The organism is Dactylosporangium sp. NPDC049742 (assembly GCF_040674675.1).
Lineage (GTDB): Bacteria > Actinomycetota > Actinomycetes > Mycobacteriales > Micromonosporaceae > Dactylosporangium > Dactylosporangium maewongense.
Map to the genome: position 1 here is coordinate 192868 of NZ_JBFANF010000007.1, position 14058 is coordinate 206925.

Genomic DNA, 14058 nt, shown 5'->3' on the forward strand with positions numbered 1-14058 from the left:
CCGCGAAGGAGGTTCCCAGCGTGACATTCGAGGAGTACATCGCGGCGCGCGGGCCGAGTCTGATCCGGTTCGCCCGGGTCCTGACCGGTGACCCGCACCGCGCCGAGGACCTCGTGCAGGAGGCCCTCGCGAAGGCGTACCCGCGGTGGGGCCGGATCCTGCGCACCGACCAGCCCGACGTGTACGTGCGGCGGGTCATCGCCAACGCGGCGCACTCGTGGTGGCGGCGGCGCAGCAACCGGGAGCCCGCGGTCGGCGAGCCGGTGGACGGGCCGGCCGCCGGGGACCACGGGACCGAGACGGTCGAGCGCGACGCGATGTGGCGGCAGATCCGCCGGCTGTCCGAGCGGCAGCGCACCGTGCTGGTCCTGCGCTACTACGAGGACCTCGACGACGCCACGATCGCCGACATCATGCGCTGCAGCCAGGCCACGGTGCGCACGCACGCGGCCCGCGCGTTGCAGGCGCTGCGCCTCCGGCTCGGGGCGACCGAGCCGGTACTGACGGGGAGGACCGGATGAACCACACGGAGCTCGCGGACTCGATCGCCGACGCACTGCGGCCGCACGGCGAGGGCGACGTCAACGTGGCGGCGCTGCGTGCCGGCACCATGGCCCGGGTCAGGGCCGCCCGGCGGCGCAGGCTCGCGTTCGCCGCGGCCGGCACCGCCGCGGCGCTCACCGTGGGCGGGATGGCCGCCCCGCGGCTCCTGTCCGGTGGCGGCACGACACCGACGGTCGCCGCACCGCCGAACGTGTCGGCCAACAGGTCGAGCCCGAGGGCCGCGGCCCTGCCGCCGGCGAACGTGCCGGGTGCGGCGCAACGACCGGACACGGTCGGGACGGACCTGGCGGTGCTGCACTTCGACGTCGACCTGGCCGTGTTCGGCGGCACCGGCGCCTGGTGGCGGTCCGGCCCCGGGGTGGAGCGGGCCGAGGTCTGGACCGGCTCCGGCACCCGGGAATCCACCACCGACCACACCGCGAACGTGGTGCTCAGCCAGGACCTGGACCAGGCGCAGCTCGGCGGGCCGGCCGCCGGCGGGGGCCCCCCGAACAGCCCGGCGCCGGTCGCGGTCACCGTGGCCGGCCGGGCCGGGACGATCCAGCAGTTCCCGGACGGGTGGACCATGGGGAAGGTCACGTGGGTGCTGTGGTGGCAGCCGGTCGACGGGCTGTGGGCCGTGCTCACGATGGAGACCGCCGACGCTGCCTCGGTCGTCACCGCCGCTGCCGCGGGCGTGCACCTCGACCGGTCCCTGCGGTGCGCGGTGCCGATCCGGGTCGGTGCCGTGCCTGCCGGCACCGAGTGGAACAGCTGCACGACGGCGATGGGGCCGGCGGGCACGGACGGCCGGTCGTGGCAGTCCGGGTCCGTGTCGTTCCGCGGGCCGCGCGGTGACTCGCTGATCCTCACCTATGGCAACGTCAGCGACTGGGACGCCGACGGCGACAAGTTCGTGCCCAACCGGACCGTCAACGGGCGGCCCGCGATGTGGTACCCGAGCGGGCCAGGACATCAGCTCGCGGTGCCGGGCACCGGCGGGCGCAGCCTGTTCGTCAGCATGCACGGTGAGAACGTGACCGAGCAGGACGCGCTCGCGCTCGCCGAGGGTGCGACGTTCAGCGACGACCTGGTCGACCTCGGCACCTGGCCGGAGCGTCCGGTCGGCTGAGAGCCGGTGGGGCGCCCCTGTGCGAGGGGGCGCCCCACCACCATCAGGTCAGGCCATCGGCTGCACGCGGGCGATCCGGATCGTGGTCGCGTTCGCGCCGGCCGCCGCGTAGGCGACGCTGCCGTCCGGGTACGCCTTGAACGCCTGGTACGCGTGGTCCTTCGCGTCGACGGTGAACGTGCCGCCGACGGCGCGGGCGGCGCCCGTGTCGTACACCTGCGCCGTCATCGACGAGCCGGACTCCCACGCCAGCAGCATCCGGCCGGAGCCGTAGGCCACCAGGTGCGGATGCGCCGTCTTCGCCGGGGTGGTGACGGTGGATTCGGACGCGCCGGTGTTGAAGCGCTCGAGGCGGGCCTTGCCGCCCTGGCTCCACGCGGTCCAGTAGCCCTTCGACGCGGCGAGGACCAGGTCACCGCCGAAGAGCGTGCCGTCGCAGGTGCCGGCGGCGACGGTCCGGTACGGGTTGGGCTGCGCGATCCGGCACGAGTTGTCGGTGGCGCAGACCATCGCGAACCGGGAGACCCGCGGGTCCCAGGCGATGCGCGTCGTCCAGCTGTGACTACACCCGACCTCGAAGCTACCGCGACCTGATACGAGGGACCCGGAGGGCCCGACGACCTGCATGCGGTCGCCCTCGTGGATGTCGACGCAGGCACCGTTCTTGACGGTGATGGCGACGCCGAAGTAGGCCGCGTAGTTCGTGCCGTCGTACGCGAGGCGGCCGTGGTGCTGGTACCACCAGATGAACCTGGCGCCGTCGTCGTAGCCGGTGCGGTCGCCGGTCAGGTTCGTCACCTGCCGCTCCCACACCTGCTTGCCGGAGTTGTCGAACCGGATCATGTGCATGGTGTTGCACGGGCTCGACGAGCCGCCGCAGAGGGTGCCGCCGCCGCAGTTGCCCTTGCGGGTGAGCAGCAGCACGCCGCCGTTCGCGTCGGCGGCGACGTCCTGCAGGTCGATGCCGGTGAAGCTGGTCGGGCTGCCGACGAGCTTGTCGTCGCAGCCGAGCCGGCCGAGGTACACGCGGCCGTCGGTGCCGAGCCACGCCAGCCACGACCCGCCGCCGGGCGCCGCCGCGATCGCCATCGGCAGCGGGTCGGTGTCGCCCTCGCGGCCGTAGCCGGTGACCTTGACGCCGGTGGCGACGTCGGTGACCTTCACGACCGGCGCGGCGCCGACCGGGCGGGAGCAGGCGCCGGCGGTCTGCCCTGAGGCTGACACAGAGGCGGACACCGAGGCCGACGGGCCGGCGCTGGTGAGCCCGGCCCCCTGAGCGCCGTCGGCGGGTAGGCCGGCCTGCTCCGCCGCCTGGACCTGCGGCCGCTCCCCGTCGATGCCGCCGCCTGATCCCGTCGTGACATAGAGGGTCGCGGCGAGTGCGACGGCGGCCACCGTACCGGCGACGACACCGACAATCAGGCGCCGCCTTGCTCTGAACTCCATGTCCGTCCATATTCGATACCGAAACCCTTTTCGGCAATCGATGTGACGGCGCATGAGCGACTCTTCATGAAGACCAAAGGTTGGCTTCCTCCCCACGCCTGAAGCCGGGGGATTCCCGTGGCTGAGGCATGTTCACGCCGCGAGCCGTTCGGGTGGTTGGCGCTTCGCGGACCGCCCGGCGGCAAGGTCTCCACGCCCGGTGACCGCCAGCCCGGCGGCCAGGACGTTCTTTGCCGCGTTCACGTCGGTTGGAGCGGCGGTTACGGCCATGGGTACGCAACGATCGGGACAGGCGTTGCTGCAACCGCTTGAGACGTGCCGTCTCGCCCGGGGTGGCGAAAGCCCGGTCGTGCAGGCCGCCGTCGGAGGTTGCGACCGCAACCGCCACGCCCCGGTCGACGCCGACGGGCGGCCTGCCGTTCCCGGCGGCCTCGGCGACGCCGTCCTCGACGCAGAACGAGACGTACCAGCGCCCGCCGTACGGCCTTCGATCACGAAAGCGGAGGGTCCTCGCCGACGAGCCCGTCGATGGCCTCACGGAGCAGGTCGGCGTGGCCGACGTGGCGGGCGTACTCGTCGTGCAGGTCCATCACGAGCCGCCGGAGGTTCGGCCGCGCGCCGTCGTCGAACGTCCGGTACTTCGCGGGCTGGTCGAGCCCGCCGTCGGCGAGGGCCTCGGCCATGGCGGCCCGGGAGCGCTCGACCGCCCCGCGCCACAGGTCGTAGAGGTATTCGGCGGAGTCCCCGGCCGCGCTGCGCCACACCCAGTCGAGGTCCGTGGCCGCCTCGGGCGCGTCGAGCGGCGGGCCGGGCGCCTTGCCGGTGAAGTCGATCGTGTACAGCTCCTCGACCAGCGCCAGGTGCTTCAGCAGCCCGGCGAGGGTCAGGGTGGACGGCGGCTGGGCGCGCCGCAGCCCCGCCTCGTCGAGCCCGCCGGCCTTCCACGCGAACTGCGCGCGGGACCGTTCGAGGGCGAACAGCTGCATCTCCGCCTCGCCGGCGTCCGGCGGTGGCTCATTCAGCATCATGCCGATCACGGTAGGATCGGTTCCGGACGATTCGCGTCCGGATTCACGGAAGGGCCACGTGGAAAGTCCCGCCTCCCGGGCGCTGCTCGCGCTGGAGCTCGTCCAGGCGAGCCCCGGCATCACCGCCGACCGGCTCGCGGCCAGGCTCGGCGTGTCGGAGCGGGCGGCGCGGCGGTCCATCGCCGTGCTCCGCGACGCGGGGATCCCGATCGAGTCGGTCCGCGGACCGTACGGTGGCTACCGGGTGGGTCGTGGCCTGCGGCCGCCGCCGCTGACGTTCACCGCCGCGGAGGCACTCGCGCTGGTCATGGCGGTCCTCGACGGTCACCACGACGCCGGCGACCCGGCGAGCCCGGTCGGTGCCGCGCTCGGCAAGCTGGTGCGGGCGCTGCCGGAGCAGGTCGCCGCGCAGGCCGACGCGGTGCGGCGGGCGACCGCACCGGCCCCCGACCGCGCCGCCGCCCGGCCCGACCCGCAGATCACGGCCACGCTCGTGCAGGCGTGCGCCGACTTGCGGCGGTTGCGGCTGGTGTACCGCGGGGAGTCCGGCTCGCAGTGGGACGCCGAGGTCGACCCGTGGGCGGTCGTCGTCCGGCACGGAAGGTGGTACCTGATCTGCTGGTCGCACGCGTCCGGCGCGCGCAGGGCGTACCGGGTCGACCGGATGCTGGACGTCGCGCCGCTCGACACCCGCTTCGACCCGCCGACGTCGTTCGACCCGGTCGCGGTGCTGGAGGAGCACCTCGCGGTCGGCTGGGAGTACACCGCCGAACTGGTCCTGCACCGCCCGCTCGGCGAGCTGTCGGGTCGCGTACCGGCGGCGCTCGGGCGGCTCGAGCCCCTGGACGACGCGTCATGCCGCCTGGTCGGCTCCACCGGCAACCCGTGGTGGTACGCCGAGCAGCTCGCCGCCCTGCCCTGTGACTTCCGGATCGTGGGCGGCCCTGAGCTGCGCCACACGGCCCGCGCCATCGGCCGCCGCCTGCTGGACGCCGCCGGGCCTGCCCCGGTTTGACGGACGACCGCGGTCCTCGCGGCGGGTTCGCCAGGCTGGACGGCCCGGTCGGCGCGCAACCGCCGACCGGGCCGGTGCTGTCAGCCGAGGAGCATCGCGCTGAATCGCGACTCGACCGCGTCGAACTCGACGACGCGCACGGCGACCGCGCGCAGCCGGGGACGGGAGAGCTCCATCTGGGTCCTCCGAGGATGTCAGGCGAGCGTGCAGGCGGCGCCGTTGAGGGTGAACGCGCCCGGGCGGGCGGTGTTGCCGGTGTGGGTCGCCTGGAAGCCGATGGTCGTGGACGCGCCGGGGGCGAGCACGGCGTTGTAGCTGACGTTTCGGGCGGTCACCTGGCCGCTGCCGGGGCTGATCGTGGTGTTCCAGCTCGACGTGACGGTCTGCCCGGCGGGCAGCGTGAACGCCAGCGCCCAGCCGTTGACGGCGGTGGCGGCGGTGTTGGTGACGGTGATGCTCTCGGTCAGCCCGGTGTTCCAGGGATTGACCACGTCGGTGACCCGGCAGGCGGTGCCGCCGGGCGGCGGGCTGGACACCGGTGGCACCGACGGGCTCGCCGATCCCGGTGCGCTCGGCGAGCCGCTGGGGCCGCCGGGCGTGGTGAGGCCGAAGAACGCGACCGCGTAGGCCGCCATGCCGGCGGACGGCAGGCTGTGCCCGGCGCCCTGGATGCTGTACGCCTCGACCTGGGCCGTGCCGGACGCGTCGGCGTAGCGGCGGCGGTTCCATCCGGACTGCGGCGTGTCCGTCGACGTGGGGGTCTGGCTCAGCCCGAACACGTCGGTCCACTGCTCGATCTCCTCCTGCAGCAGCCGGTACGGCACGAGGGTGTCGTTGGTGCCGTGCCACAGCTGCATGCGGGGGCGGGGTCCGGTGTACCCGGGGTACGCCTGGCGAACGGCGTCGCCCCACTGCTGCGGGGTACGGTCCAGGCCGCCGTTGCCGGTGCAGCGGCTGCTGCCGGGCGGGTAGTCCGCGGCTCCGGCGAAGCAGTTGAACGGCACGCCCATGAACGCCGCGCCGGCCTTGAAGACGTCCGGGTAGAGGGCGAGCATGTGGTTGGTCATCATGCCGCCGGAGGAGCTGCCGGTGGCGTAGACCCGGTTCGGGTCGCCACCGTACTGCCGCTCGACGTAGGTCAGCATCGAGACGATCGAGACCGGGTCGCTGCCGGCGCCGCGCCGCTTGGCGGTGTCGGACCAGGTGTCGAAGCAGTTGCCGAAGCCGGCCTGCTGGGTGGCGGTCGGGTAGATCACGATGTAGCCGTACCGGTCGGCGAGCGAGGCGAACTCGCTGCCCGAGTAGAAGCCGGGCCCGGACCCGCCGCAGCCGTGCATGGCCACGACGATCGCCGGGTTGGCGGGGCGGGTGTCGGGCACGTACACGTGCATCCGCATGCCGCCGGGGTTCGCGCCGAAGTTGGTGACCTCGGTGAGGGTCGCCGCGTAGGCGGGTCGCAGGGCGACCAGGCTCAGGCCGGCGGCGAGGACCGCCGCGGCGGGGGCGATCAGGAGCTTCCAGGTGATGTGCATGCGCGATCTCCTCCGATGCCGCGACCCGTGTCGCGGACATGTCGATCGATGAGGACAGCGCGGCTCCCAACCATGCGTGGCACTTAGTCTGCCCTGGGTCACTGTAAGTGTCAATCGACGGGATTCGCTACAGTCGACCGGTCCCGCTCTCATGCCGGAGGTCGCGTGTCCAGCCCGTTCGACATCGAGGAGATCTTCCCGGACGAGGACGCCGCGGCGGTCCGGCTGCCCCGGCGGCAGTCCGGCCCCGCACCACAGGGCCTGGCGGTGACCCTGCTCGCGGACTACACCATGCGCACCGGTGCCTCGCTGCCGTCGGCGGCCATCGTGGCGCTGCTCGCCGAGACCGGGGTCAGCGAGGCAGGTGCCCGCACCGCGATCAGCCGGCTCGCCCGCCGCGGCGTGCTGCACGGCAGCCGGCAGGGGCGGCACAGCTCGTACCGGCTCGCGCCGGCCGCCGTCACCCACCTGTCCGAGGGCGGGCGCTGGATCGTGCGGTCCGCGGCGACGGCCGAGCCCTGGGACGGGTGGTGGACGCTGATCGCGTTCTCCCTGCCGCAGCAGGAGCGCACGCTCCGCCGGGCGCTGCGAGGTCAGCTGCGGTGGCTGGGGTACGCGCCGCTGTACGACGGGCTGTGGATCTCGCCGCACCCGCTGACGCCGGCCGCCACGGCGCAGGTCGCCGGGGTCGCGCCGGGCGCGGTCACCGTGTTCCGGGCGCGGCACGTCGAGCTCGGCGCCACGACCGGCCGCGAGCCGCTGCGGGCCTGGGACGTCGCGGCGGTCGCGGCGCACTACGAGACCTTCCTGCGGCGGTGGCGGCCGCTGCTGCCGGACGTCACCGCCCGGCGGGTCGGTGGCGCCGACGCGGTGCGCGCCCGGACCGAGGTCATGGACACCTACCGGCGCTTCGCCGTGCTGGACCCACGGCTGCCGGTGGCGCTCCTGCCGGCCGGCTGGCCACGCGCGGCGGCCCTCGAGGTGTTCACCGCCGTGTACGACGGGCTGGCCGGCACCGCCGAGGAGCACGTGCGGGCGGTCGCCGGGCGGTTCGCCGACGGGCCGCCGCCGGCCGTGCGGGCGCACACCGTCGCCGACCTCCTCGCCGGCGTCGGCTCCGGTGACCGGCCGGCCACCACCTCCGTGGCCGGCCGGGTCGCGGAGGCTAGGGGCGCAGCGTGAGCAGGCCGGGCCGGTACGGCAGGAGGCCGTAGTCGCCGTCAGGCTGGATGGTCCGGAGCCGCCGGACGCGCTCGGTGAGCCGCCGACGGGACCGTTGCACGGCGTGCCGTTGAGCGAGAAGGTTGAGCGGGAAGGCGGTGGGGATCGGGTTGGAGCCGTTCCAGGAGCCGTTGAAGCCGAAGTTGACGGTGACGTTGGCGCTGAAGCCACCGGGCCAGGAGCTGGGCACGGTGTAGTCGACGCGGCAGCCGGCGGCCGCCCGGTCGGCGCATGAAACCTACGGCGCCTCGACCCGATCAGATCAGGAAATCAGATCAGGAATCGAGAAGTCGGTCCGAGGAAGTCCCATTAGCGTGGACGGGAGCCGACGACAGAGGGAGATGTGATGGCCGACGAGCTGATCCGGGTGCGGGGCGCACGGGTGAACAACCTCAAGGACGTCAGCATCGAGATCCCGAAACGCCAGCTGACGGTCTTCACCGGCGTGTCCGGCTCGGGCAAGAGCTCGCTCGTCTTCGGCACGATCGCCGCGGAGTCGCAGCGGCTGATCAACGAGACCTACAGCACGTTCGTGCAGGGGTTCATGCCGACGCTCGCCCGGCCCGACGTCGACGTGCTCGAGGGGCTGACCACCGCGATCATCGTCGACCAGCAGCGGATGGGCGCGGACCCCCGCTCGACCGTCGGCACGGCCACCGACGCCAACGCGATGCTGCGCATCCTGTTCAGCCGGCTCGGGCAGCCGCACATCGGCTCGCCGCAGGCGTTCTCGTTCAACGTCGCCTCGATCAGCGGTGCCGGCGCCGTCACGGTCAAGAAGGCCGGCCAGACGATCAAGGAGCGCCGCGCGTTCAGCATCACGGGCGGCATGTGCAGCCGCTGCGAGGGCCGCGGCAAGGTCAACGACATCGATCTTTCGCAGTTGTACGACGACAGCAAGTCGCTCAGCGAGGGCGCGCTGACGATCCCCGGCTACAGCATGGACGGCTGGTTCGGCCGGATCTTCAGCGGCTGCGGCTACTTCGACATGGACAAGCCGATCCGCAAGTACACGAAGCGGGAGCTCAACGACCTGCTGCACAAGGAGCCGACCAAGATCAAGGTCGACGGGATCAACCTGACCTACGAGGGGCTGATCCCGAAGATCCAGAAGTCGATGCTGTCCAAGGACGTCGACGCGCTGCAGCCGCACGTGCGGGCGTTCGTGGAGCGGGCGGTCGTGTTCGGGGTCTGCCCCGAGTGCGGCGGCACCCGGCTCAGCGAGGAGGCCCGCTCGTCGAAGATCGACGGCAAGAACATCGCCGACGCGTGCTCGATGCAGATCAGCGACCTGGCGTCGTGGGTCAGCTCGTTGTCCTCGTCCCAGCCGTCGGTCGCGCCGCTGCTCGCGGCTTTGCGGCACACGCTGGACTCCTTCGTCGAGATCGGGCTGGGGTACCTGTCGCTCGACCGCCCCTCCGGCACGCTGTCCGGGGGCGAGTCGCAGCGGGTCAAGATGATCCGGCACCTCGGCTCGCCGCTGACCGACGTCACGTACGTGTTCGACGAGCCCACGATCGGGCTGCACCCGCACGACATCCAGCGGATGAACGACCTGCTGGTGCGGCTGCGCGACAAGGGCAACACGGTGCTGGTCGTGGAGCACAAGCCGGAGGCGATCGCGATCGCGGACCACGTCGTCGACCTCGGTCCGGGCGCCGGCTCCGGGGGCGGCACGATCTGCTACGAGGGCACCCTGCCGGGCCTTCGCAACAGCGGTACGCTCACCGGCAAGCACCTCGACGACCGTGTCGCGCTGAAGCCCGACGTGCGGTCGCCGTCCGGGTATCTCAAGGTCCGCGGCGCGAACGCGCACAACCTGCGCGACGTCGACGTCGACATCCCGCTCGGCGTGCTCTGCGTCGTCACCGGGGTGGCCGGCTCCGGCAAAAGCTCACTGGTGCACGGCTCCGTTCCCGCGTTCGGCGACGTCGTGTCCGTCGACCAGAGCCCGATCCGCGGCTCCCGGCGGAGCAATCCCGCGACGTACACCGGCCTCCTCGAACCCATCCGCAAGGCCTTCGCGAAGGCCAACGGCGTGAAGCCCGCGCTGTTCAGCGCCAACTCGGAGGGCGCCTGCCCCAACTGCAACGGCAACGGCGTCATCTACACCGACCTGGTGGTCATGGCCGGCGTCGCCACCGTCTGCGAGGTGTGCGAGGGCAAGCGCTTCGACGCGTCGGTCCTCGACTACCACCTGGGCGGCCGGGACATCAGCGAGGTCCTGACGATGTCGGTCGCCGACGCGTTCGAGTTCTTCGGCCCCGGCACCGACGCGCACACGCCGCCGGCGCACATGATCCTCGGCCGGCTGGTCGACGTGGGGCTCGGGTACCTGACGATCGGGCAGCCGCTGACGACGCTGTCCGGCGGTGAGCGGCAGCGGCTGAAGCTGGCCACGCACATGGGCGACAAGGGCGGCGTGTACGTGCTGGACGAGCCGACCGCGGGCCTGCACCTCGCGGACGTGTCGCACCTGCTGGGGCTGCTCGACCGGCTCGTGGACGCGGGCAAGTCGGTGATCGTGGTCGAGCACCACCAGGCCGTGATGGCGCACGCCGACTGGATCATCGACCTCGGGCCGGGGGCCGGGCACGACGGCGGGCAGGTCGTGTTCACCGGGACGCCCGCCGCGCTCGTGGCGTCCCGTGCGACGCTGACCGGCCAGCACCTGGCGGATTACGTCGGCGCCTGATTTTCTGTCGTACCTCGTCGTTAGTGTGACGGCGTGGATTTCGAGTTTCCGGCCTCCTGGCGCAAAGTGTTCATCCCCCGCCGGGGCGGCACCCCCGGGCCCGCACTGAAGCACGACCGGGCCCGGGGCACGGACCTCATCTCCGCCGCGCGGGGCATGATCGACGCCCGGCTCGACCATCCCGACAGCGACCCTTCGCTCGTGGCGCCCGCGCGGGCGTATCTCGCCGACCCGTCCAGCGGCCCCGCCGCCGGCGCGGGGGTGGTGGCGGCGCTCGTCGCCCCCTACGTGTCGTGGAAGGACACGGGCCGGCTGGCCCGGCTCGCCGACCTGTGGATCCCCTCAAGGGGGCTGCTGTTCGCCGCTGCCGCCACGATGGAGGCGGTCGACCTGGACACCGGCGGCTACATGCACAACGGCGTCCAGGTGCCGGCGCGGGTGACGTGGCGGACCGTGCCCGGCTGGGGCTATTTCCCGCACTGGGTGGCGCTCGCCGGGCGGGTCAGGGCGGCGCTCGCCGTCGCGTCCGACGACGACCACGCCGCGGTGGTCGCGATGCTCGCCGGTCACCGGGACCACTCGGCCTACCGGCGGGCGGCCGCCGCGTTCCTCGTCCCCACACAGCGGGACTGGGTCGACGGCGTCGCCGCGGAGCTGGCCGGCACCACCGACAACTACCGGGCCAAGCTGCTGTGGTGCGCGGCGTCCGGCAGCGCGCACCTGGCCACGGCGGCGCCCGCCTCCGGCGGCTGGTGGCTCGCCCGCGACACCGAGGCCCTCGCGACCGCCGTGGACGGCACCGGACCCGCCGTCACGCCGCACCTGCTGGAGTGGCTGGACACGGGCAACGTCGACGCCGAGATCCAGCAGCGGCTCGTGAGCGCCCTGGCGCTGTTCCCGACCGACGAGGCGTTCGCGGGGCTGGTCGCCCGCCTCGACCGCAAGTACGTGCCGCTCGCCGCCCTCGACGCGGCCCGCCGCTTCCCGGAGCGGGCGCTGCGCATCCTCGCCGCCGACGACGGCCGGGCCGCGCAGGACATGCTGCGGGTGCACGTCCTCGCGCACCGCGACCTCGCCGCCGGCGTCTCTCTGCCGCCCGCCTCGCAGGCGCGGGTCGAGGCCATCCTGGCCGACGACAGCGCCGTGCCCCTGGCGTCGCCGCCGGCGCTGCCGGAGCTGCTGGTCACCCCGCCGTGGACGGTGCGGCGCCCGCGTTCGCGGCCGCAGGTCGTCCCCGGCCTCGCCTTCACCGCCGAGCCCGTGCTCGACTGGGCACCGGGCGAGCGGGACGCGTGGGCCGCGCGGCGCGTGCCGAATGCGACCTGGTGGGCCCTCGACACCTCCATCGAGACCGCGGTGCAGCACTACCGCGCCGGCGCCCTGCAGGGGCACCACGAGGTCACGCTCATGCTGACCGCCCCCGACGACGTGGTCGCCGAGCTGCTGCCCAGCTGGCGCCCCCAGCGGATCTGGGACGCCCCGCAGTGGTTCCCGCCGATCGCCGCCCGCTTCGGCCTCGCCGCGCTGCCGGCCGCCCTGCACCTCGCGGACAAGCAGGCCGGGACGTGCACCGAGCTGCTGCTGCCGTTCGCCTCGCCCGAGGTCGCCACGCACATGGCCCGCTCGCTGCGGCGGCTCAAGTCCCTGCGGGCGCTCGTGCTCGCCTGGCTCGACCGGCATCCGGCGTATGCGGCCCGGGCGCTGACCCCGGCCGCGGTGGGCCCGACCGGCCCGGACCGGCAGGCGGCCGAGGAGGTGCTGCGGATGCTCGCGGTCCGGCACCGCGACGAGGTCCTCGCCGCCGGCACCTCGTCCGGCCCCGACGCCGGTGCGGCGCTGGACGCGCTGCTCGGCGGCAGCACCCTCGACGTCCTGCCGGCGAAGATCCCCGACCTGCCGGCCTGGGCCGACCCTTCGCTGATGCCCCGCATCCTGCTCAAGGACCGCTCCGCCGCCCTCGGCGACGAGCCGGCCCGCCACCTGTGCACGATGCTCGCCATCTCCCGCCCCGACGAGGTGTATGCGGGTGTGCCGCTCGTCGTCGAGCAGCTCGACCGCCGCTCCCTCGCCCAGTTCGCCTGGGCCGTGTTCACCCAGTGGCAGTCGGTCGGCGCCCCGCCGAAGGAGCCGTGGCCCCTGCTCGCCCTGCAGTGGCTCGGCGACGACGACACCGTCCGCCGCCTCTCCCCCGTGATCCGCGCCTGGCCCGGCGAGGGCGGCCACGCGAAGGCCGTCACCGGCCTGGACGTCCTCGCCGGCATCGGCTCCGACCTCGCGCTGGCGCACCTGAGCGGGATCGCGCAGAAGGCCAAGTTCAAGGGCCTCAAGGAGCGGGCTGCCGAGAAGGTCGCCGAGGTCGCCGCCTCGCTCGGCCTCACCGAGGAGCAGCTCGCCGACCGCCTGGTCCCCGACCTCGGCCTCGACGCCTCCGGCTCGCTCCTGCTGGACTACGGACCCCGCCAGTTCGTGGTCGGCTTCGATGAGCAGCTCAAGCCCTATGTCACCGCGGACGGCGGCGCGCCGCGCAAGGACCTGCCGAAGCCGGGGGCGCGCGACGACCAGGAGCTGGCGCCCGCGGCGTACCAGCGCTACACCGGCCTCAAGAAGGACGTCCGCACCATCGCCGCCGACCAGATCCGCCGCCTGGAGGCCGCGATGGTCAGCCAGCGCAGCTGGACGGCCGCGTCGTTCCAGGACCACGTCGTAGCGCACCCGCTGCTCCGGCACATCGCCCGTCGCCTGGTGTGGACCGCCACCCTCCCTCCGGCCGAGCCCAGCGCCGGTGCGACCGCCGTCGGCGCCGCGGACGGCGGCATGACCACGCTCGGCGTCGCGGACGGCGGCGTCACCGCTTTCCGTGTCGCGGGCGACGGCGTCACCGCTTTCCGTGTCGCGGAGGACGGCACGTTCGCCGACGCCGCCGACGACTCGTACACCCTCCCGCCCACCGCGGCCGTCGCCCTCGCCCACCCCGTCCTGCTCGGCGCGGACCTGCCCGCCTGGGTGTCGCTGTTCGCCGACTACGAGATCCTCCAGCCCTTCGCACAGCTGGGCCGCACGGTGCACACACTGACCGCGTCGGAGCGGGCGTCGACGAGCCTCGCCAGGTTCACCGACCTGAAGGTCCCCACGAAGACCCTCCTCGGCCTGGAACGCCGCGGCTGGCAACGCGGCGAGCCCCAGGACGCCGGCGTCCAGTGCTGGATCTGGCGCCCCGCCCCGAACAACCGCGCCATCGTCATCGACCTGGACCCCGGCATCCCGATCGGCGCCCACGACATCTTCACCGACCAGGAGCTCCGGACCGTCTGGCTCAACGACCACCCCTGGGGCACGTGGACCCCCCGCACCCTGACCCGCACGTTCGACGTCCTCGACCCCGTCACCGCCTCCGAGATGCTCCGCGACCTGACGGAGGTCCTCACTCCCCAGCAGCCATGACCCCA

The 14058-nt window shown here is 73.4% G+C and carries 10 protein-coding genes; 6 read left to right on the forward strand and 4 right to left on the reverse strand.

Going from position 1 to position 14058, the window contains the following annotated elements:
* Positions 1-20: 20 nt before the first annotated feature.
* Positions 21-521, forward strand: coding sequence for a SigE family RNA polymerase sigma factor (locus tag AB0J72_RS12445; RefSeq protein ID WP_363397948.1), 501 nt, complete (start codon positions 21-23; stop codon positions 519-521).
* The gene (locus AB0J72_RS12450; RefSeq protein WP_363397950.1) at positions 518-1675 is read left to right on the forward strand and encodes a hypothetical protein; all 1158 of its coding nucleotides are present in this window, start codon (positions 518-520) and stop codon (positions 1673-1675) included. Before AB0J72_RS12445 ends, AB0J72_RS12450 begins: the two co-directional genes overlap by 4 nt.
* 48 nt (positions 1676-1723) lie before the next feature.
* Here AB0J72_RS12450 and AB0J72_RS12455 read toward each other — a convergent pair whose 3' ends face one another.
* A complete protein-coding gene (locus tag AB0J72_RS12455; RefSeq protein ID WP_363397952.1) occupies positions 1724-3121 on the reverse strand; it encodes a hypothetical protein in 1398 nt (465 codons plus the stop codon).
* A gap of 491 nt (positions 3122-3612) precedes the next feature.
* Complete coding sequence (locus AB0J72_RS12460) at positions 3613-4149, reverse strand: DUF664 domain-containing protein (protein ID WP_363397954.1); 537 nt, start codon at positions 4147-4149, stop codon at positions 3613-3615.
* A gap of 58 nt (positions 4150-4207) precedes the next feature.
* On the opposite strand from AB0J72_RS12460, the gene AB0J72_RS12465 reads away from it, so the two are divergent.
* Positions 4208-5164: a WYL domain-containing protein gene (locus AB0J72_RS12465; protein WP_363397956.1), complete on the forward strand. Its 957-nt coding sequence runs from the start codon at positions 4208-4210 to the stop codon at positions 5162-5164.
* A 194-nt stretch (positions 5165-5358) separates the two neighbouring features.
* On the opposite strand, the gene AB0J72_RS12470 is transcribed toward AB0J72_RS12465, so the two are convergent.
* A complete protein-coding gene (locus tag AB0J72_RS12470; RefSeq protein WP_363397958.1) occupies positions 5359-6696 on the reverse strand; it encodes a PHB depolymerase family esterase in 1338 nt (445 codons plus the stop codon).
* 165 nt (positions 6697-6861) lie between these two features.
* On the opposite strand from AB0J72_RS12470, the gene AB0J72_RS12475 reads away from it, so the two are divergent.
* The gene (locus AB0J72_RS12475; RefSeq protein ID WP_363397960.1) at positions 6862-7878 is read left to right on the forward strand and encodes a PaaX family transcriptional regulator C-terminal domain-containing protein; all 1017 of its coding nucleotides are present in this window, start codon (positions 6862-6864) and stop codon (positions 7876-7878) included.
* Here AB0J72_RS12475 and AB0J72_RS12480 read toward each other — a convergent pair.
* Positions 7862-8107 (reverse strand): hypothetical protein, encoded by a 246-nt coding sequence (locus tag AB0J72_RS12480; RefSeq protein ID WP_363397962.1) that lies wholly within the window; start codon positions 8105-8107, stop codon positions 7862-7864. The genes AB0J72_RS12475 and AB0J72_RS12480 overlap by 17 nt on opposite strands.
* Before the next feature lie 156 nt (positions 8108-8263).
* Between AB0J72_RS12480 and AB0J72_RS12485 the strand changes: the two genes are divergently transcribed.
* Positions 8264-10612, forward strand: coding sequence for an excinuclease ABC subunit UvrA (locus AB0J72_RS12485; protein ID WP_363397964.1), 2349 nt, complete (start codon positions 8264-8266; stop codon positions 10610-10612).
* Positions 10613-10645: 33 nt separating this feature from the next.
* Positions 10646-14053, forward strand: a complete 3408-nt coding sequence (locus AB0J72_RS12490) for a DUF4132 domain-containing protein (RefSeq protein ID WP_363397966.1) — start codon at positions 10646-10648, stop codon at positions 14051-14053.
* The last annotated feature ends 5 nt before the right edge of the window (positions 14054-14058 follow it).

What these genes read in the sequence shown, in the direction of transcription:
- AB0J72_RS12485 (WP_363397964.1), top strand. Translation starts at nt 8,264, where the DNA reads ATGGCCGACGAGCTGATCCGGGTGCGGGGCGCACGGGTGAACAACCTC.
- AB0J72_RS12455 (WP_363397952.1), bottom strand. Translation starts at nt 3,121, where the DNA reads ATGGAGTTCAGAGCAAGGCGGCGCCTGATTGTCGGTGTCGTCGCCGGT.
- AB0J72_RS12470 (WP_363397958.1), bottom strand. Translation starts at nt 6,696, where the DNA reads ATGCACATCACCTGGAAGCTCCTGATCGCCCCCGCCGCGGCGGTCCTC.
- AB0J72_RS12450 (WP_363397950.1), top strand. Translation starts at nt 518, where the DNA reads ATGAACCACACGGAGCTCGCGGACTCGATCGCCGACGCACTGCGGCCG.
- AB0J72_RS12460 (WP_363397954.1), bottom strand. Translation starts at nt 4,149, where the DNA reads ATGATGCTGAATGAGCCACCGCCGGACGCCGGCGAGGCGGAGATGCAG.